This is a genomic window from Burkholderia sp. MS389 (assembly GCF_016899425.1).
Classification (GTDB): domain Bacteria; phylum Pseudomonadota; class Gammaproteobacteria; order Burkholderiales; family Burkholderiaceae; genus Burkholderia; species Burkholderia sola.
In genome coordinates this window covers 905,704-924,111 of sequence record NZ_CP045995.1, presented here as the reverse complement: position 1 = coordinate 924,111, position 18,408 = coordinate 905,704, and the positions used below count along the sequence as shown (strand labels likewise).

General features: G+C 67.2%; 21 protein-coding genes. 10 read left to right on the top strand and 11 right to left on the bottom strand.

Translation table 11 applies throughout. From position 1 onward, the window contains the following. Positions 1 to 83 precede the first annotated feature (83 nt). Positions 84 to 734 carry a GTP cyclohydrolase II gene (ribA, locus tag GJG85_RS20545; protein ID WP_006480964.1) on the top strand — a complete coding sequence of 217 codons (651 nt, stop codon included), beginning with the start codon at positions 84 to 86 and terminating at the stop codon, positions 732 to 734. A 275-nt stretch (positions 735 to 1,009) separates the two neighbouring features. Here ribA and GJG85_RS20540 read toward each other — a convergent pair whose 3' ends face one another. Continuing rightward, complete coding sequence (locus tag GJG85_RS20540) at positions 1,010 to 1,396, bottom strand: VOC family protein (protein WP_124592933.1); 387 nt, start codon at positions 1,394 to 1,396, stop codon at positions 1,010 to 1,012. A gap of 302 nt (positions 1,397 to 1,698) precedes the next feature. Here GJG85_RS20540 and GJG85_RS20535 point away from each other — a divergent pair, with 302 nt between their 5' ends. Then, entirely contained in the window at positions 1,699 to 1,989 is a 291-nt protein-coding gene (locus GJG85_RS20535; RefSeq protein WP_204384337.1) for a hypothetical protein, read from the top strand. Positions 1,990 to 2,193: 204 nt separating this feature from the next. Here the strand turns inward: GJG85_RS20535 and GJG85_RS20530 are convergent, their stop codons facing one another. From GJG85_RS20530 to GJG85_RS20520, 3 genes are all read right to left on the bottom strand, one after another. Next, positions 2,194 to 2,958 (bottom strand): hypothetical protein, encoded by a 765-nt coding sequence (locus tag GJG85_RS20530; RefSeq protein WP_179233173.1) that lies wholly within the window; start codon positions 2,956 to 2,958, stop codon positions 2,194 to 2,196. 51 nt (positions 2,959 to 3,009) lie between these two features. After that, positions 3,010 to 3,618, bottom strand: a complete 609-nt coding sequence (locus GJG85_RS20525; protein WP_050011939.1) for an acyl-homoserine-lactone synthase — start codon at positions 3,616 to 3,618, stop codon at positions 3,010 to 3,012. A 211-nt stretch (positions 3,619 to 3,829) separates the two neighbouring features. Continuing rightward, entirely contained in the window at positions 3,830 to 4,273 is a 444-nt protein-coding gene (locus tag GJG85_RS20520; RefSeq protein WP_089489499.1) for a DUF4902 domain-containing protein, read from the bottom strand. A 73-nt stretch (positions 4,274 to 4,346) separates the two neighbouring features. Here GJG85_RS20520 and GJG85_RS20515 point away from each other — a divergent pair, with 73 nt between their 5' ends. Continuing rightward, the gene (locus GJG85_RS20515; RefSeq protein WP_050011937.1) at positions 4,347 to 5,066 is read left to right on the top strand and encodes an autoinducer binding domain-containing protein; all 720 of its coding nucleotides are present in this window, start codon (positions 4,347 to 4,349) and stop codon (positions 5,064 to 5,066) included. Positions 5,067 to 5,117: 51 nt separating this feature from the next. On the opposite strand, the gene GJG85_RS20510 is transcribed toward GJG85_RS20515, so the two are convergent. The 6 genes from GJG85_RS20510 to GJG85_RS20485 form a co-directional block, all read right to left on the bottom strand. Next, positions 5,118 to 5,825 (bottom strand): MgtC/SapB family protein, encoded by a 708-nt coding sequence (locus tag GJG85_RS20510; RefSeq protein ID WP_050011936.1) that lies wholly within the window; start codon positions 5,823 to 5,825, stop codon positions 5,118 to 5,120. A gap of 303 nt (positions 5,826 to 6,128) precedes the next feature. Beyond that, positions 6,129 to 7,673, bottom strand: a complete 1,545-nt coding sequence (locus tag GJG85_RS20505; RefSeq protein ID WP_204384336.1) for a TolC family protein — start codon at positions 7,671 to 7,673, stop codon at positions 6,129 to 6,131. Further along, positions 7,660 to 9,705, bottom strand: a complete 2,046-nt coding sequence (locus GJG85_RS20500; protein WP_089489497.1) for an FUSC family protein — start codon at positions 9,703 to 9,705, stop codon at positions 7,660 to 7,662. Before GJG85_RS20500 ends, GJG85_RS20505 begins: the two co-directional genes overlap by 14 nt. Continuing rightward, complete coding sequence (gene mdtN, locus GJG85_RS20495; protein WP_204384334.1) at positions 9,686 to 10,735, bottom strand: multidrug transporter subunit MdtN; 1,050 nt, start codon at positions 10,733 to 10,735, stop codon at positions 9,686 to 9,688. Before mdtN ends, GJG85_RS20500 begins: the two co-directional genes overlap by 20 nt. Beyond that, positions 10,732 to 11,025, bottom strand: a complete 294-nt coding sequence (locus GJG85_RS20490) for a hypothetical protein (protein ID WP_050011932.1) — start codon at positions 11,023 to 11,025, stop codon at positions 10,732 to 10,734. Before GJG85_RS20490 ends, mdtN begins: the two co-directional genes overlap by 4 nt. A gap of 168 nt (positions 11,026 to 11,193) precedes the next feature. After that, positions 11,194 to 11,517 carry a hypothetical protein gene (locus tag GJG85_RS20485; RefSeq protein ID WP_143328905.1) on the bottom strand — a complete coding sequence of 108 codons (324 nt, stop codon included), beginning with the start codon at positions 11,515 to 11,517 and terminating at the stop codon, positions 11,194 to 11,196. Positions 11,518 to 11,703: 186 nt separating this feature from the next. On the opposite strand from GJG85_RS20485, the gene GJG85_RS20480 reads away from it, so the two are divergent. From GJG85_RS20480 to GJG85_RS20460, 5 genes are all read left to right on the top strand, one after another. Further along, on the top strand, positions 11,704 to 12,849 hold the full coding sequence (locus tag GJG85_RS20480; protein WP_050011931.1) for a metallophosphoesterase: 1,146 nt from the start codon (positions 11,704 to 11,706) through the stop codon (positions 12,847 to 12,849). A gap of 166 nt (positions 12,850 to 13,015) precedes the next feature. Further along, complete coding sequence (locus GJG85_RS20475; RefSeq protein WP_179233172.1) at positions 13,016 to 13,615, top strand: alpha-ketoglutarate-dependent dioxygenase AlkB; 600 nt, start codon at positions 13,016 to 13,018, stop codon at positions 13,613 to 13,615. A 305-nt stretch (positions 13,616 to 13,920) separates the two neighbouring features. Beyond that, on the top strand, positions 13,921 to 14,127 hold the full coding sequence (locus GJG85_RS20470; protein ID WP_034204546.1) for a hypothetical protein: 207 nt from the start codon (positions 13,921 to 13,923) through the stop codon (positions 14,125 to 14,127). A 323-nt stretch (positions 14,128 to 14,450) separates the two neighbouring features. Then, the gene (gene tecA / locus GJG85_RS20465; RefSeq protein WP_050011929.1) at positions 14,451 to 14,930 is read left to right on the top strand and encodes a type 6 secretion system effector deamidase TecA; all 480 of its coding nucleotides are present in this window, start codon (positions 14,451 to 14,453) and stop codon (positions 14,928 to 14,930) included. Positions 14,931 to 15,213: 283 nt separating this feature from the next. After that, positions 15,214 to 16,110, top strand: coding sequence for an IclR family transcriptional regulator (locus GJG85_RS20460; protein ID WP_023475914.1), 897 nt, complete (start codon positions 15,214 to 15,216; stop codon positions 16,108 to 16,110). A gap of 107 nt (positions 16,111 to 16,217) precedes the next feature. Here GJG85_RS20460 and GJG85_RS20455 read toward each other — a convergent pair whose 3' ends face one another. Beyond that, positions 16,218 to 17,297 (bottom strand): porin, encoded by a 1,080-nt coding sequence (locus GJG85_RS20455; RefSeq protein WP_204384332.1) that lies wholly within the window; start codon positions 17,295 to 17,297, stop codon positions 16,218 to 16,220. 444 nt (positions 17,298 to 17,741) lie between these two features. Here GJG85_RS20455 and GJG85_RS20450 point away from each other — a divergent pair, with 444 nt between their 5' ends. Both GJG85_RS20450 and GJG85_RS20445 read left to right on the top strand, forming a co-directional pair. Continuing rightward, entirely contained in the window at positions 17,742 to 18,059 is a 318-nt protein-coding gene (locus tag GJG85_RS20450) for a non-heme iron oxygenase ferredoxin subunit (protein ID WP_050011927.1), read from the top strand. A gap of 1 nt (position 18,060) precedes the next feature. Then, entirely contained in the window at positions 18,061 to 18,372 is a 312-nt protein-coding gene (locus GJG85_RS20445) for a recombinase-like helix-turn-helix domain-containing protein (protein WP_050011926.1), read from the top strand. Positions 18,373 to 18,408: the final 36 nt, after the last annotated feature.

Genomic DNA, 18,408 nt, shown 5'->3' with positions numbered 1-18,408 from the left:
GCGTGACGTTTCCAGATTAGCGGTAAACTCCCGTCACGCACCATCCACATAACTCCTACATTCCTGAAGTTTCGATTGAATTCATGATGTCTTCGCGTCCCCAATCGCCCACGCCGGGCAATGGCCAGGCCGACGAGTGCGTGACGCTCGTCGCCACCGCGTCGCTGCCCACGCGCTACGGTACGTTCACGTCATACGCGTTTCGCGTATCGGGCAGCGATGCCGAACATCTCGCGCTCGTGATGGGCGACGTGACGGGCGAGCAGTCCGTGCTGACCCGGCTGCATTCCGAATGCCTGACCGGTGACGTGTTCGGCTCGTACCGCTGCGATTGCGGCGAGCAACTCGATCTCGCGTTGCGTTACATCGCGGCCGAAGACCGCGGCGTGCTGCTGTATCTGCGCGGCCATGAAGGCCGCGGCATCGGCCTGAGCAACAAGATCCGCGCGTACGCGCTGCAGGAGCAGGGGCGCGACACCGTCGAGGCGAACCTCGATCTCGGGCTGCCCGATGACGCCCGCGAATACGACTCGGCCGCTGCGATCCTGCGGATCCTAGGCGTGACGTCGGTGCGGCTGATGAGCAACAATCCGAAGAAGTTCGATACGCTCGTGAAGCACGGTATTCCCGTCTGCGAGCGCGTGGCGCTCGCGGTGCCCGTGCGCGAGGAAAACGAACGTTATATCCGCACGAAGCAGACGAAGTTCGGGCATTACTTCGAAGAAAACGAGTAACCGGAGCGGGCGCGACGGCGCCCGTTGTTCGTCATCTGTTTTCCGATCGTTGCAGGTACAAGCGACGATCGCGATTTCCCCCTCATTCGTTCTAGTGCCGCGCTTATGTCATCAGCTGCGTTGCGCGCGGCGTCCGCCCGTTCCGCACCGCCCATGACGATCACGCCATCGAAGTTCGAAATCGAACGCCCGACGCTGCGTCGCTGGCGATCGGCGGACGCGCGACCGCTCCCCGCAGTCACGCCGGCGCGTAACCGCTCACGCGCATCTGCCCGTCAACGCCACGTGCCGTTCTGCAACACGATCCGGTAGCCGTCGGCATCCTCGAAAGTCTGGCCTGATATTTCCCAGTACGGATTGAACGACGTCACCGGCATGAAGCCGTGTGCGGTCGCGCGCTCGCAGGCGGCTTCCCATTTCGGACGATCGGGCAGATAGAACACGATCAGGTCCTCGGGCGTCGGCGACGGCGCGATCGGATGGTCGGGGCAGTGCGTGAACTCGAAGTGATAGTCGAGGCCTTCGCGTCCGAGGATCACGCCGGAAAAGCCGTCGTGATCCTCGAAGCGCGCCAGTACCGATAGATCGAGGGCGTCGCGATACATGCGCTCGGTGTGGGCGAGGTTGCTGACCGGGCGGGCAATGCGCAGATGGGCGTGCAAGAGGGCCTCGGCGGGAAGTGGCGGGCCGCTCAATGATAAGCCGGCCGATCGCGATCGCGCGAGGCGAGCGAGTCTTGTTTCCCGCGATACTCGCCGTATCGAACGATATCGATTCGGCGCGGCCAAACGGATCGAATGGTGTCGAGCCTCATCTCGCGAAAGAAAAAACATGACGCTTGTCGATCCAGTATGGGCACTCCGCGTTGCTGCGGCCACTCGTCAGCAAGACCTTCGAAGGCATGCGTTCGACAGCGCCTGCTGCACGACGCGCGGATACGCGCATGCCGGGCGGGAGGTGACGAATGGATAAGTCCGATCTTCGTCGACCTGTTGCCGGACCTTATCGTCAGTCGCGATGGGCGGCCGGACTGGAGGCCGGTTTCGGATGGGCGGCAAAGGGGACGTTGGTACTGGCCGGCTTGGCGATGGTCGCGTTGGCGGCGCTGACGGGCGATGTCGGTGCCCTGACGGACCTGCCGACGACCCGGAAGGGGTGGCTGTACCTGCTGTTGGCGCTCGTCGCGGCGGTCGCGCTGATATTTGCGGAGCATCACTACCGGCTGCGACCGACCGGCGTGCGTCCGGCGGGCTAGTCAGGCGGGGGAGGCGATGCGGCCCCACAAACCGTTCAGGCAATAAAAAAGCCCGCTGCTTGAGCGGGCTGAATCCATGTTTGGAGACATGGAGGAGACAGAGGTAAATTTAAGGGAAAACCCGGACGTTTGCAAGCCCTCGTTGTATCCGCACAACTTGCCGCCGCGCAGACCGCCTGGCGGCGGCGCGCGGCACAGCCTTATTCATACGCTTCCGGCCCGTGCGTGCGTCGCAAACGCGCCGAACCGCTCCTGCGCGACGGGCAGCGCGTATTTGCTGCGCATCTCCGTTTCGATCCATGCGCACGCCTCGCGCGCGCAGTCGGTCAATGCGTGCCGCGTCGCATGCCCGTCGATGTCGTAGACGAAACGCACACCGACCTCGTCATCGTCAACCTGTCGTTCAAGCTGATTGAGCTGCAGTTGCGGCCCGTGCTGGTGGGACAGCGCGCGCAGTTCGTCGAAGTGATATTCGAGCCAGTCCGCGAAGAACAGCGCGTCGCTGTGGCTGGGCAGGCGGAAAGCCGCGCTGCGCGACGGGCGCGCCGCGATTTCGCCGGCCGCCTCAGGCGGTTCGCGATCCGACGCGACGGGCGCGTCGACCGGCGCGAGCGGGTGCCGAATCTGCCGGTACGGCTCGCGATCGCGCAATGCGTGCCACAGCAATTCGTCGCCGGCGGCGCCGGACGGCTGCATCGTCAGGTCGTGCCGGCCGTCGCCGACCGCGGCGATGTCGCGGATCACGAGGCGCAGCGAGCACAGCGGCTCGTCCGCGACCAGCAGGGTGGCCGGCCGCGGCAGCCCGCACACGAGCGGCGCGGCGCCGGTCGCACGAAACACGAGCCCGCGGCGGTCGAGCCGCACGAGCGGCAACGGCCTGGGGAACGACGGATAGGCGACCGCGATGCGGGCGCCGCTGGCGCTCGTCAACCCGGGCATCATCGCGCGAAAGACCTGGGACTGGTCCACGTTGGTTCTCCTTCGTTACGATGCCACCCGGACGGAAACGTGCGTTCCGGCTCAGGCGGCGATAGCTTGCCGGGCGGCCTGCCCCGGCTCGATTCCTAGCGCGGCAAACGTTTGCGAGTCGATATCGATCCAGCACGCGACCACCAGACGTCCGTCGACCTGCTTCGGCGGGCCTGCGCGGTGCGCGTGTATGCCGATCCGGCGGAACAGCCGCTCCATGCTCGCGAACGTCACGCCGATCAACTGGCGCGCGCCGAGCTGCGCCGCGCATTCGACGACGGCCGCGAGCATCGGGCGCACGGCCCATTCGGCGTTGCCGGGCCCGCCTTCGTCGTCGGTCGCCGCGAACCGGGACAGTTCCCAGACGGCGGCCGATTGCGGCAGCGGCATGTCTTCGGCGACCAGGTCGGCGAACAGCGACTTCAGCAGATACGGGCGCGTCGTCGGCAGCAGGCGCGCACATCCGCACATGTCGCCGGCGGCGTTTCGCGCGAACACGTAGACGGTATCGTCGCGATCGAACTGGTCACGCTCGAAACTTTCGTTCGCCGACGGGAGCGCCCAACCGAGCTGCTCGACGAACACGCGGCGCCGATAGCGCCCTAGGTCCGCCGCGAGTGCGTGCGGCAACCGCCCTTCCTCGTGAACGAAGGTCTGCATGGATGTCCTCGGATCTGTGCTTTTGTATGCACGCATTACAGCGCGCGGCACGAGGAGCCTGTAACTGGTAACTCTTACAGGGTGGCGGCGTAAAAGACGCCATTTGCGCGGTGGTAACGGTTTCTTGATCGACGGGATTGAAAACCGGGGCGGTTTTATTTATAAAGAGCGCCAGTCTTGCAAAATAGTCAGAGGAATGCGCGGCCAGTTGTCACTGGAGCGTCGGACCGGCATGATAGGCGTCGTTGGGCCCGAGCAGGGCGGACGCGACCGCGGCAGGCCAGTCGAGGGTGGCGAGCCGCGCGGCGAGCGCGGCGGCCGTGCGGAACATGCCGATGTCGGCACCCTTGGCGTCGATGGCCATCACGTTGCTGCGGACGTCGCCGCCCGCGATCACGAACGCGCCCGTCGCGCGTTCGAGGTACCAGTCCCAGCCGACCGTCACGTAGGCGACGCCGGCACCGGCCGCGCGATGCCATTCGGTATAGCCGGCAAGGCGGGCGTCGATCGCGTTGTCGCGCAGTTCGGCGAGCAAAGAAGGGTCGAGGCCGCTTGCGACATGGTCGAGCACAAGTGCGGCCAGTGCGCCTTCTGACAGGCGTACGTAGCCGTCCGGGGACGGGCCGGGGACAGGGTGCAGCAAGGGTGAAGTCATGCGCGGAATGTATCAGCCTCGAAAGGGTGCTGGAACCTGACAAGTATGACAGCGTGACGTTGTCGGAGAAAGAATGGAACTGCGCTGGCAGGATGCCTACCAACAATTCAGCGCCGCGGAAGACGAGCAGCAGCTCTTCCAGCGGATCGCCGCCTATTCCAGGCGGCTGGGATTCGAATATTGCTGTTACGGCATTCGCGTACCGCTGCCCGTTTCGAAGCCGGCGGTCGCCATCTTCAATACCTATCCGGATGGCTGGATGGCGCACTATCAGGCGCAGAACTATATCGAGATCGACTCGACGGTTCGCGACGGCGCGCTCAGCACCAACATGATCGTCTGGCCGGACGTCGACAACCTCGACCCGTGTCCGCTGTGGCAGGACGCGCGCGATTTCGGGTTGTCGGTGGGCATCGCGCAATCGAGCTGGGCGGCGCGCGGCGCGTTCGGCCTGTTGAGCATCGCCCGTCATGCCGACCGGCTGACGCCGGCCGAGATCAACATGCTGACGCTGCAGACGAACTGGCTCGCGAACCTGTCGCATTCGCTGATGAGCCGCTTCATGGTGCCGAAGCTGTCGCCCGCGGCGGGCGTCACGCTGACCGCGCGCGAGCGCGAGGTGCTGTGCTGGACGGCCGAGGGCAAGACCGCATGCGAAATCGGCCAGATCCTCAGCATCTCGGAGCGGACGGTCAACTTCCACGTGAACAACATCCTCGAGAAACTTGGCGCGACCAACAAGGTTCAGGCGGTCGTCAAGGCGATTTCGGCCGGGCTCATCGAAGCACCTTGACGTGACGTCGTGCGACGGCGGCGCCGGATGCCGCGTCCGCCGCGCCGCGGCTCACTCCATCATCGGCTCCGCTTCCTTTGCGGTCCAGCTCACGCTGGAAATGCTTTTCTCCATGCTCATCCGGCTCGCGATCTGCTCGAGCTTCTGCTGATCCTTCGGATGCAGCTTCAGCGTCGCGGTCACCTTCAGCCGGTCGGGCTGCTCGGGCACGTCTTCGCTCGTGAGGCTCTGGAACGACAGCGGCTTCGCATACATCGCGTTCGACAGCAGCGTGCGGATGTGCACTTCGTCGGCGGCGAGGCAGATCACGGTGATCTGGTATTCGCGCACGAGGTCGGCGTTCGACACGGGCGTCGCGTTGATGGCCTGGCTGACGCCGCGCAGCACCGTATTGGTGAGCAGCACGACGGCCGTGCCGGCGAGCGCGGGCACGTAGTGGCCGGAGCCGGCCAGCACGCCGACGGCGGCCGAGCACCACAGCGTCGCGGCCGTGTTGATGCCCTGGATCGAGCCCTTGTCGCGCATGATCACGCCGCCGCCGAGAAAGCCGACGCCCGACACGACGTACGCGGCGATCTGCGTGACGCCCGCGACGCCGTTGCCGGTCAGCACGCCGAGCGTGACGAACAGGCACGCGCCGCTCGCGACGAGCGTGATGGTGCGCAGGCCGGCCGTGCGCTGGCGCATCTGCCGCTCGAGGCCGATGGCGACGCCGCAGGCGAACGCGGTGAAAAGACGGAGTGCGAAATCAAAAGTCATGGTTGTCCTGCCGTGCAAGAAGCGCATGCCGGCGCGCGTCGCCGCGGCGCAAGGCCGAACGCGACGCGGCGATAGCCGTCATTGCGCGGTACTGTACCGCGCGAATGCGTCATTCAGTGTGAAACGGGGGAGCGTGCGGCTCGCGGAACGCGAGCCGCGGCAGGAGAACTGCGGCGGACAGGCGTTCAGGCGGCAAGCGGCGCACGCAACGGAGTGCTGCAACTGTCCACGATGGTTCCTGAAGGAAGAATGGGCGGCATTCTAGTGGGCGGCGCGCGCTCGCGTCAACCGCCTGCGGCGGCGCTACTGCGCCGAGCCGATCGTGCCCGTCGCGAGCGCGAGCGCGGCGGCGGCCGACAATGCGCCGGCATAGCTGTCGACTTCCGCGTTCCGCGCGGCGAGCAGCTGGCTTTGCGCGATCGTCGCATCGGTGACCGAGCCGACGCCATTCCGGTACGCGGTCAGTGCCGCGTCGTAGCTGGTTTGCGCGGCATCGACGAGCGCCTTCGCGGCGTCGTGCGACGCCAGGCTCGTCTGCACCGCGTTCTGTGCGGCGACGACTTGGCGCACAGCTTCCTCCTTGGTCCGCGTGAGGCGCGCGGAGGCGCTTTCCGCGTCGTTGCGCGCCTGCATCAAGACGGCGGAGCGCAAACCGCCGTCGTACAGCGGAATCGTCACGCCGAGGAACACGCCGCCGCCGTAGCGGCTGCCGTTCAGGTTGACGGTCGGCGCCTGGTCGCCGATCGCGGGCAGCGCGGAGATGGACGTGCCGCCGCTCGCATACGACGTGGACGCGGACAGGAAGATCTTCGGCATGAACGCGGCTTCCGCCGCCTTGATCTTCGCGCGATTGGCCTTTTCGACCGCGAACGCGCCCTGCAGATCGGGGCGGCGCGCGATCGCGTCCGACACGATCGCGTCGACCGACGAGCCAAGCGCCGGCGGCAGCGTCCGCTTCGGCAACGCGGCGATCGTCGGCTTCGACAGCGGCGAGATGCCGAGCGCGGAGACGAGTGCGAGATAGCCGTCGCTCTCGGCGCCGTTCGCCTGCACGAGCGCGAGGTTCGCCTGCGCACGGTTCTGCGTCGCCTGCGCGAGCTCGACGACCGTGCCGACGCCGTGCTTGAGCCGCGCGCGGGACGCCGCGAGGATCGCATCCGCGTTCGCGAGGCCCTGTTGCGCGCTGAGCGCGCGCGAGCGGGCGGCTTCGTAGCGGTAGTACGAGACGGTCACGTCGTGGATCACCTGCTGATGCACGGCCGTGAATGCGACGTTCGATGCAATCGACGCCTGTTCGGCCGCTTCGACGCGCGCCGCGCGGCCGCCGAAATCGAACAGCAGCCATTGCAGCGACAGCGCCGAAATCGTGCCGTGCGCGGTGGTGTTGCTCGACGAATCGCCGAGGATCGTCGACGTCGAGCCGTGGTTCGCCTGGTACGCGCCCATCGCCGTCGCCGACAGGCGCGGCAGATAGGCGGACTTGGCGAGGCCGACTGCGAGCGCCGCGTTGCGCGCGTCGTTCCACGCGATACGCGTCAGTGGGTTCGAAGATTCCGCGAGATCGATCAGCTCGGGCAGCGTGTACGCATGCGCGGCATCCAGCGCGGCCGGCGCCGACACCGACGCGAGCGCCGGCGAGGCAGGCAATGTGTAGTCGTGCGCGCCTTGTGCGGACGCGCGTGGCGGCGCCGCCACGATGTCGCCCGCGGCCGACGTTTGCGGCTGCCACGGGCGGTCGGACGCCTCCGGCGCCAGATCGATCGACGACGTCGCGCAGCCGGCCAGCGCGACGGCGGTCGCGAGCGCGGCAGCGGCGATCGACGCGGCCGGCGGTTCAGGTGGGCGCATGAGGGGCAGGCTCCTTCGGTGTGGCTTGACGGGCGGCGTCGGCGATCTGCGCGAGCCGCGCGTCGATCAGGTTCAGTAGCGCGTCGCGCGTGGGGTCGGCGGGGGCGATGTCCGACGGTGGTGTCGGGGCATTCGTGCGGGGCGCGGTTTCGTCGTCGCCCGGCGCAGTCACGCGCGAGAGTTGCGCGCCGATCGCCGCGTCGCCGGGCTTGCGCTCGGCGAGCAGGAACAGCGGACCTTCGATCGCCCCGAGTTCCGCGAGTGCGCGCCGCCGTGTGGCCAGCCACGTCGCGGCCGGCCGCACCCACGACGGTTCGTAATGGATCAGGCCGAGCTCCTGCGAGATCGCGCCGTGGCGCGCGAACGCTTCGGCGGCCAGCGCGCGCCGTTCGGCCGGCTGCGCGATCTGCGCGACGCGCCGCCACTGGTCGAGCAGCGTTGCGAGCGCCGCGTCGATCTGCTTGCCGATGCTGACCGGCCAGATGCGCGTGAACACGAGATACACGACCACGTTGCCGAGCAGGATGCCGATCGTGCGATCGCGCGCGAGCGTCAAGTCGAAGCCGGGGCCCGCGCCCTGGATCGCGCACAGGAAGAACGCGAACGCGATCTGGAAGCCCGCGTACGCGATGCGCGGCGATCCGAACGCGACCCATGCGGACAGCCACGCGCCGGCGAAGACGAGCGCCATCAGCTCGCCGATCGACGACAGAGACGGGACGACGAACACGAGCGCGGCGGTGCCGATCAGCGCGCCGACGATGCAGCCGGCGATGCGCAGCGTCAGTTTCTCGACCGTTTCGGCCGTCGAGCCGAGCGACACCATGTAGCAGGTGATGAAGCAGGTATGGATGCCCGACCAGTCGAGCTGCGAGTACAGCAGGTAGCAGAACATGGCGGCTACCGTCGTTTTCAGCGCATAGCGGATGTGGTCGGGATTGGTGCGCGCATCCGGCAGGAAGAAGCCGCCGCGCGGGGCGGGCGGTGTGGCGGGTTCCGCCGGTTTGTCGGCGGCGCGCGTGTCGGCGGTATCGGCCGGTGCGGCCGCCGCGTCGATCGCGGGCGGTTGCGCGAACTGCGTGATCGCCGTGTGCAGGTCGGTCGCGACGACGCGCGCGAGCGGCGGCAGCGCATCGGCGGCCGGCAGCGCGAGCGTCACGTCGACCGGATAGCCGCCCCGTTCGAGGATCGCGGCCATCTCGTCGAGCGTCGTCGCGATCGGCGTGGCGAACGCGTCGGGCAGCCGCGCGTCCGCTTCGCGATCCGCAAGCGCGACCGCGACGAGCAGCGCGGTGCTCGACGCGACGGCCTGCCGCAATGCGACGACATCGGCGCCCGACGACGAACCTTCGAGCTTCGACAGCTTGAGCCACGTGAGCAATGGCTTGTCGCCTTCGCGCAGGCTGGCGTCGAACGCGGCGCGCGCGTCGTCGCCGCCGCGCAGCCGCCGCGCGGCGAGCCGCAGCCGCTTCGCGAGCTGAGCGTGCGCGAGCTTGCGCGGCGACGGCGCGATCAGCAGGTTGACGACGATCGCGACGCCGACCGGGATCGCGACCATCAGCCATGCATAGAGCAGCGCGCGCGTCGCGGCTTCGCCGACCGGCGCCAGGCCGAGTTCGTCGAGCCCGAAGCCGACGATCATCGCGAGGATCGCACCGACCGGGCGCAGCTTGCTCGCGGACGTCAGGTACAGCAGGCCGACCGACAGCACGGCCATGCATGCGACGCGCAGTACCGAATACTCGATGCTGAAGATCGCGGCGCCGATCACGAGCGCGATCACGACCGTGACGAGCAGCAACATCGCGACCGCGAGCACGACGCTCGTCACGCGATCGGCGCGGTTCAGGAAGAACACGACGTACGCGGAAATCGCGGCTTCCGGCGTGCCGTATCCGCTCGTCACGAGCGCGACGAGCGCGCAGATCAGCGCGACGCGCACGGACATGGCCGCGCGCCCCGGAAACGGCGCGAGCAGCCGCAGGACTTCGCGCGGGCCCGGCGTGCGGACGTCAGCGGCAGGCTGAGCCATGCCGGACCTCGACGATCGCGCTCGCGCCGACACGCACGAGCTTGCCGTCGGGTTCGTCGAGCTTCACGCGCACGGGGAAGCGCTGCGCGACGTGCACCCAGTTCACCGAGTTCTGCACGATCGGCAGCGAGCGCGGCAGGTTGATGCGCGCGCTGTCCGCGATGCCGGCGCCGATGCCGACGACCTTGCCCGTCATCGGGCGGTTGCGGTCGATCATCGAATAGACGGTCGCGCAGTCGCCGACTGCGATGCGATTGAGCGACGTCTCGCGGAAATTGCCCACCGCGAACCATTCGCTCGCGTCGATCAGCGTGAAGATCGACTGGTTCGGTGCGAGGGTTTCGCCGGGGCGCACGCTCAGGCCCGTCACGAGCCCGTTGTGCGGCGCGCGCACGACCGTATCGTCGAGCGCATGCTGCGCGCGGGCCAGCGCGGCTTCGCGTGCATGCAGCGTCGCGATCGCGTCGGCATCGTCGCCGATCGTCTGCGCGGACGCGCGCTGCTGCTCCTGCGCCTGCGCGAGCGACACGGACGCGTCGCGCTGGCGCACCTTCGCCTGGTCGAACTGCTGCGCGCTGACGTAGCCCTGCGCGGCGAGCGGCGCGAGCCGGTTCACGTCGCGCGTCGCGAGATCGTAGTTCTGCGTCGCGCGCTTGACCTGCTCGGCAGCGACGGATGCGTTCGAGCGCTCGCCGATCAGCGAACGGCGGCGCGTGTCGAGCGACGCGCGCGCGAGTTCGAGGTCGGCCTGCGCCTGCGCGACGGTCAGCCGGTACGGCACGGGATCGATCACGTACAGCAGCTCGCCTTTCGCGACGCGCTGGTTTTCATGCACCGCGAGCTGCACGATGCGGCCGCCGACCGGCGACGCGACGTGCACGACGTCGGCGTCGATCGACGCGTCGTCGGTGGACGGATAGGCGGTCGTGCGGTGGTACGCGTACGCGAGCGCCGCGATGCCGAGCGCGACGATCGCGAGCGCGATCACGCGGCCTTTGACGGAGGGGCGGGCGATGCCGGCGGCCTTCATGCGAACGGCCCCGTGCCGGTGAGCCAGACGATCACGGCGACCACGAGCCCGATCGCGGTGCAGACGGCGAGCTGGTAGGGCACCGTCGCGGCCCAGCCGGTCGCGACGAACACGCGGTGCGCGACGATCGCGCCGACGATGCCGACGATCGCGCTGACGAGCCACAGCGGGAAATACGCGCCGAACAGCACGTAGGACGGTGCGCCGCGCGATGCGCAGCCCGCGAGCGGCAGGACGGGCGCCAGCACGGCGGCGACGCGCAGGGGCGCGCGCGGCGTTGTTCTTCTCATGGTGTGACGAGCTCGACGTTGGGGGTGGATGCCGGGCGCGGCGCAATGCGGATCGTCGCGACCGGCCGGGCCGCGACGACGATTCCTGAATACGGAGGCGATCATAAATCAGCGCGATGCGGACCGCCAGCGATCCGGCACGTAGGCTGGCCGTGGCCGCGTGGTCGGTCATGCCGGACGGTCCGGCAGTGTGTGTCGGCATCGATGATCGGACCGTCGCGATTCTGCCAGCACCCGCTCGCGTAGGGTTGCTAACGGACTGTAAAGGATTGTCAGATGAAATCGCGCAGCGGAATTTGCCATGTCGACGCAGCGGCAATCGGCGCGCAAACCGTCGATTGCCGCCTGGACCCATGCAAATCTGGTCGGTCCGGCTGACCCGCGCGCAGCCTCGACGAGCAGGTCGACGAGAGCGTGGTGCAGCACGCCCGGCAGGCTGTTCGCTTTCGCGATCTGCGTGAAAAGTTTGACGTCGACGAGAACGAAGCGCATGGCGTTGCGGCGGGAAGGTGGCCGAGTGGCGTGCGCAGCCGCACGGCGCTGCGCCGCCGGCCGCGACCCGTCGTCGCGGCCGGGATCTGTGTACCATCGTGCGTAGGGCGCGACGCGCCGCACCGGGCATCACGGCCCGCGCGACGCGCGTCGGGGAAGCGGTACTGCAACGAAGGTGAACGTTCCATGCGAAGTTTCTTTGTCCGGTTCATTGCAATCGGCGTGCTGTTCCATCTGTACGTCGGGATGCGGATCATTCCCGATGCGTTCGCGTCGCCGCTCGCACGCACGGTCGCGGCGCTCGTGCTGGCGAGTTTCGTCGTGTTGATTCCGGTCGGCATGTTCTCGCGCCGCTTCGACGAAGGGTGGGCCGCGACACTGGTCGGATGGGCCGGCGCGCTCGCGATGGGCTTCTTCTCGTCGTTGCTGGTGCTGACGTTCCTGCGCGAAATCGTGCTGCTCGGCGTGTTCGCGTGGCGGCATCTCGGGCATGACGGTGCATGGAGCCGCGCGGCGCCCGACACGGCGCTCGGCGTGCTGGCGGCCGCGGTGCTCGCGACGGCGATCGGATTCGTCGGCGCGCGTCGCACGGCGGCGGTCAAGCGCGTGTCGATTCCGGTCGCCGGGCTGCCGGCCGCGCTCGACGGGCTGACGATCGTGCAACTGTCCGACATCCACGTCGGGCCGACGATCAAGCGGCCGTACATCGAACGGATCGTGCGCGCGGTCAATGCGCTCGACGCCGACCTGGTGGTCGTGACGGGCGACGTGGTGGACGGTTCGGTCAAGCGCCTGCGCGAACACACGGCGCCGCTCGGCCAGATGCGCTCGCGGCACGGCACCTTCCTCGTGACGGGCAACCACGAGTACTACGCGGGTGCGCATGCATGGATCGACGAGTTTCGTCGTATCGGGCTGACGGTGCTGCTCAACGAGCACGTGCTGATCGAGCACGGCGGCGCGCGGGCGGTGCTCGCGGGCGTGACCGATTTCACCGCGGGCGGCTTCGATCCCGCGCATCGCAGCGATCCTGAGCAGGCGCTGGCCGGTGCGCCGCGCGACGTCGGCACGAAGATCCTGCTCGCACACCAGCCGCGCAGCGCGGAAGCGGCGAATCGCGCGGGCTTTACGGTACAGTTGTCGGGGCACACGCATGGCGGCCAGTTCCTGCCGTGGCCGCCGTTCGTGCGGTTGCAGCAGCCGGTGATCGGCGGGCTGAACCGCTTCGGCGACATGTGGCTGTATACGAGCCGCGGCACCGGCTACTGGGGGCCGCCGAACCGTTTCGGCGTGCCATCCGAGATCACGCTGATTCGGCTGACGCGCGGCTAGCCGATAGCCGGGAGGCGGCCGTCGCGCGATACGAATGCGCCTCGCGGCGCGCGGCGGCTTCCTGTCGGCCTTTCGGCGCGAATGACAGCGCATGGCGGCGCGCGGCGCCGTTGGCTAGTATGCAGACATGCATCTTTCGCTCCGTTCCTTGCCCGTTCCTGCCGACATGTCGATCCCCGATCTCTTCGCCGATACGCCCGTGCCCGACGTGGACTGGTACCCGGACTGGCTTGCGCCGCCCGACGCCGATCGCGCGCTGGCCGCGCTGCTCGACGAGGTCGCGTGGCGGCAGGACACGATCCGCACGCCGCGCGGACGCGTTCCGTTGCCGCGGCTCACCGCGTGGCAGGGCGAACCGGATGCCGTCTACGTGTACTCGGGGATCCGCAACGTCCCGGAGCCGTGGACGCCGGCCGTGCTCGGGCTGAAGCAGGCGATCGAGGCGACCTGCGGCGTGCGTTTCAACAGCGTGCTGCTCAATCGCTATCGCAACGGGCTGGACAGCCTCGGCTGGCACGCGGACAACGAACCCGAACTCGGCGACGCGCCGGTGATCGCGTCGGTGAGTCTCGGCGCGATGCGCGTGTTCGATCTTCGTCATCGCGCGACGGGCGTCACGCATGCATACCGTCTCGTGCATGGCAGCCTGCTCGTGATGCGCGGACGCACGCAGGCCGAATGGCAGCACCGCGTGCCGAAGGCGCCGGGCGTGCAGGGCGAACGCGTGAACCTGACCTTCCGGCGCGTGTCGATGGCGGGCGGATAGATCGCGCCCCGTTTTCTTGATCCACGAAAGCTGGATGCAAGCAATCGGCCGCGCGTGCGGCACGTTGCCGCACGAACGCGATGCCGGCCGGCGTGACCGGGCGCAGAGGCCCGTCCCGTATGGGTTTCAGATAGATTTGATCGACCGCCCGGTTCCGATAGGTGAGTGAAACCTCTGATGGTGCGTCGCAACAATCCTTGAATAAACTGTCGAATGACAGAAATGCGCCGGCCTATCGGCGCGACCCTTTCGACATGTCTCCGTGCGTGGCCGACGCAGCGCGCAACGGGGCAGGAGCAAAACGCGTGACCGTACTCGACCCTTCCTTCGCACCCTCGCTGCACGTCTTCGAGCAAGACGGCGGATGGCAATGGGCGCTGACGGTGAAGCGGGCGACCGGCGTCGGCGTAAAAGTCGTGGCGTTCAGCCGCGAAGGCTTTCGCGGCGAAGCCGAGGCATACGCCGCCGGCCAGCTTGCCCGCGCCGAATATGACGCCGCCGTGACGGCCTGACGCCGTCGCGGCGATCCCGCCCGAGGATCGTCTTCCTCTGCGCCGTCCGTTACGGGGCGGCGCTTTCCTCACTGCCTTGCATTTTTCGCTTTTCGCTGGTGGCGAGAGGCGCCTGCCCGCTGGCGTTCGCCGCGCCACCTGTCCTTGCGCCGACGATGCGACGCGCGTGGCGAAAGCCTGGACGCGGGCTCGCGACCCGCCGGCAAGCACGCACCGCGTTTGGCGCGAACAAGCCTGGAAAACGCCGAGCCATATCGTAATAAGATATGACGTTATTGCATCCGCGGGACGATGACGTCCCGCCTTCCTGAAAGGAGCTATCCGTGCAACTGACCCAGTTAGGCGGGCATGTCGCCCAATCCGGCGTCGCCGAACGGCAAAAACACGCGCAGGCGCTGATGTTCGGGATGGCGAACATCGACGAGTACGTGTCCGGCGGCGTCTGCTACGATGCCGCTGCTTATGTCCGCTATCTGCTGCGCGCCGACGCGATGATCGCGCCCGGCACGCTGCTCGACACGATCGGCCAGCTGTGGAAGACGCGCTTCAACTTCGAGACCGGCAATCAGTGGGACGGGCGCGCGAGCATTCCGGCGGGCACCGCGGTCGGCTTCGCGCGCGGCACCAATGTCTTTCACGCCGCGATCGCCGTCGGCGGCACCCGGATTCGCGGGATCAACGGCGGCCTGCTGGGCGCCGGATGGCTGCATCCGGTCGATCTGGCACGCGTGCTGCAGCCGGATCCGGCCGGCGGCTTTACGTACGACCGCACGACCATTCGCGTTTATCTGTCGCGCCTGTAGGCTGTCCGGCGTCGAAGCTCACGCTTCGGCCATCGTTGCCCGACCGCGTGCCGCGTGCCGCGCGGCCGCCTTTCCGTCGTCCGGCGATTTCCGCATGGCGTCGCGCCGTCCAACGCTGCTATCCTCTCGACCTTGAATGACGCGTCATGGTGCGTGGATGCGCGTGCTGCATCGCGGCGCCGCGCAGCGGTGCGAGCCCACGCGCGCACTGAGGTAGCATGACTGAATCTCCACGGCGATCCATGACCTGTTTCGTGACTGATTTCCTTCCGTCCATGTCCACATGGTCAAGACAACGATGAGCGATGCCCCTGAGCCGGCGGTGCCTGGCGACGACGAGTCGTCGGGCGGCGGCGCTTCGTCCTATCTGGTGCCGGGGCTCGAACGCGGGCTGCGGATCCTCGCTGAATTCTCCGCGCGCGAGCCCGTGCTCGGCGCCCCCGAGCTGTCGAAGCGCATCGGCATTCCGCGCACGACCACGTTCCGCCTGCTGCAGACGCTCGAGGCGCTCGGTTTTCTCGAACGCGTGAACGGCGACCGCTATTTCCGGCTCGGCGTCGGCGTGCTGCGACTCGGCTTCGAATACCTGAATTCGCTCGAACTGACCGATCTCGGCACGCCCGTGCTCGAACGGCTGCGCGATTCGACCGGCCTGTCGACGCACCTGCTGATCCGCGACCAGCGCGACGTGGTGTTCGTCGCGAAGGCGCAAAGCAATGCGTCGATGTTCGGCTCGGTGAAGGTGCACGTCGGCACGCGCCTGCCCGCGCATGCGACCGTGCACGGCCACGTGCTGATGGGCGACCTGACGCGCGATGCGCTGCGACAGCTCTATCCGGAGAAGAAACTCGAACAGTTCACCGAGCGCACGCCCGGCACCGTCGACGAGCTGTACGAGCGCGTGCGTCATTACGCGCGGCTCGGCTATGCGGTCAGCGAGGCGGCGTTCGAGAGCGGTATTTCCGCGGTGACGGCGCCCGTGCGCGATCATTCGGGCTCGATCGTCGCGGCGATCACCGCGACGGTGCCGCGCTCGGAGATCGGCGAGGCCGGCGAGAAGGAACGGCTCGTCGAAGCGGTGTGCGGCGCGGCGGTCGACCTGTCGCAACGGCTGAACTATCGTCCGCTCGAAAGCGACCCGACGTTCGCGCATGCGCGCCACAAGGTCGCGATGTTCTGACGTTCGCGCATCGATCCGGCCGCGGCGCGCGGCATCGCAACGAAGAGAGCGGCCCGCGGGCTGCTCTTGTCGTTTTCGGGCACCGCAGGCGCGGTGCCCGAGTTCACTCAGAACGAGTGATGAATGCCGGTCAGCACGATCACCTGGTTCGCGGTGCTCGACACGCCGGCCGTGAAGAACGCAGCCTTTGCGCCGCCCGAACTGTGTTCGTAAAGCACGTTCGCATACAACTGCGTACGCTTCGACAACGCGTAGATGTCGCCGAGTTCGACCTGCGTCCAGCGGCGGCCGGCCAGCGTCGTGGTCGCCGCGCCGCCCGCGATCGTGTTGAACGCGCTGCTGCGGTAGTTCACGCCCGCGTCGTAGCTTTGGAACGTGTCGGAAAACCCGTTCGACTGCATCTTCACGCGCGTGTAGAGGCCATGCACGAGGAAGTCGCCGATCTGGTACGACGCGCCCGCGCCGATGTTCTCGACCTTGTTCGCGAGGTAGCCGTTCGCGGTGTTCTGCCCCTGGAACGACGTGATGCCCGTCTGGCTGATCAGGATCGAGCGGTCGTGCTCGTTTGAGTAGACGGCCGACGCCTTGAACGGCCCGTTCGCATAGTTCAGCGCGACGCCGACCGATTTGCCGGTCGAGAAGTTCGTCGTGTTGCCGAGCGCGAGCGTCGCCGCGGCCGAGAAACCCGCGAAGGTCGGCGAACGGTACTTGACCGAATTGTTGTACGGCACGTTACCGGTTGCGGCGAGCGTGTCGATGTTGCCCGGATGGAACGCAAACCAGCTCAGCGCGAGGTACGCGGTGCTGAGCGGATCGAGATAGTCGAACGTCAGCGGCGTCTGGCGGCCGAGCGTCAGCGTGCCGTAGCGCTCGGCACTGAGGCCGACGAACGCCGCGCGGTTCCAGATTGTGTTCGCCGTCGCGAACTGGCCGTTGTTCGTATAGAAGCCGTTTTCCAGCTGGAAGATCGCCGACAGCCCGTCGCCGAGATCTTCCTTGCCCTTCAGGCCCCACCGGTCGGGCTGCGTATTGCCCTGGATCATCGCCCACTTCGCGTGGCCGCCGACGTTGTTCACGTAGGCGACGCCCGCATCCATGCTGCCGTACAGCACCACGCTGCTCTGCGCCCACGCGCCCGACGCGGCGCCCATCCCGATGACTGCTGCTGCTACCGCATGCTTGACCATTTGATCTCCTGACTCTCCAACCTGATGAATACGTGTTGTGACGGCCTGCGCGGGGACGGCCGGCCGTCGCGCATGTTCATCGCCGAAAGGACATTCTTATGTTCCATATAAGGAACAACGTGCCTTTAATGGAATGGAGTATAGAGGGGGTGTGCGCCCGATCAAAAATAAATTTTTCGGGACGGATGAGCGCCGGGCCGACTCCCGGCAATCCTGCGTGACGTCTCGAAAAAGCCGATAAATCCCCGTCACATAACAAAAAATTACATTCGACAGAGTAGGCGAAGGGAGCGGTCGAGCGAGGTGTCGGTGTTTTCCCTAGGACATGCAGCTTTTTATTTTACTCGTGGAAAGTCGCTCCTATAATCACCATCCATAAACTGACGTTCCTAATATGGAACAAATGGGAACAAACCGAGAGTCGATCAGAAGGAAGGGTGCGAGATGTCTGAACAATGGGTTTGCGCCGGCCACGCCGGCGCGCTGTCGGAAGACACGCCGATCGAGTTCAAGCGGACCGACGGCGTGGAAATCGGGATCTACCGCGTCGGCGACGACGTGTATGCGCTCGAGAACGTGTGCCCGCATGCGTACGCGCTGCTGACGCAGGGGTTCGTCGACGAGGGCACGGTGGAATGCCCGCTGCACGAAGCCGTGTTCGACATCAAGACGGGCGCATGCCTGAAGGGCCCGGGCGGGCGTGCGCTGAAGCAGTACGCGGTGCGTCTGGCCGGTGAAGAAATCCAGATCAAGGTGGAATGACATGAAAGAAGCGACCGTCAATTTCAATCCCTTCCTGAAGCCGTGGGTGGCGCCGCAGCCGAACAACGTCGCGGGCAAGGGGCAGATCGAGATTCCGGGGCAGGTCGAGAACCAGGTCTGGCAGAACCGCAAGGCCGAACCGACGCAGTACGAGAACGACCTCGGCGATGCGCTCGAACGCGTGTTCGAGAGCGGCGCGACCGAGCTGGACGACGTCGTCGCGGGCCTGAACCGCATCGGCTTTCGCGCGCCGGACGGCACGATTTGGACACCTGAGCGTTTCCGCGCCGAAATGGCCTCGCTGGCGGAATGAACGCACCGACCGCGCCGCGCGCCTGAGCGGCGGCCC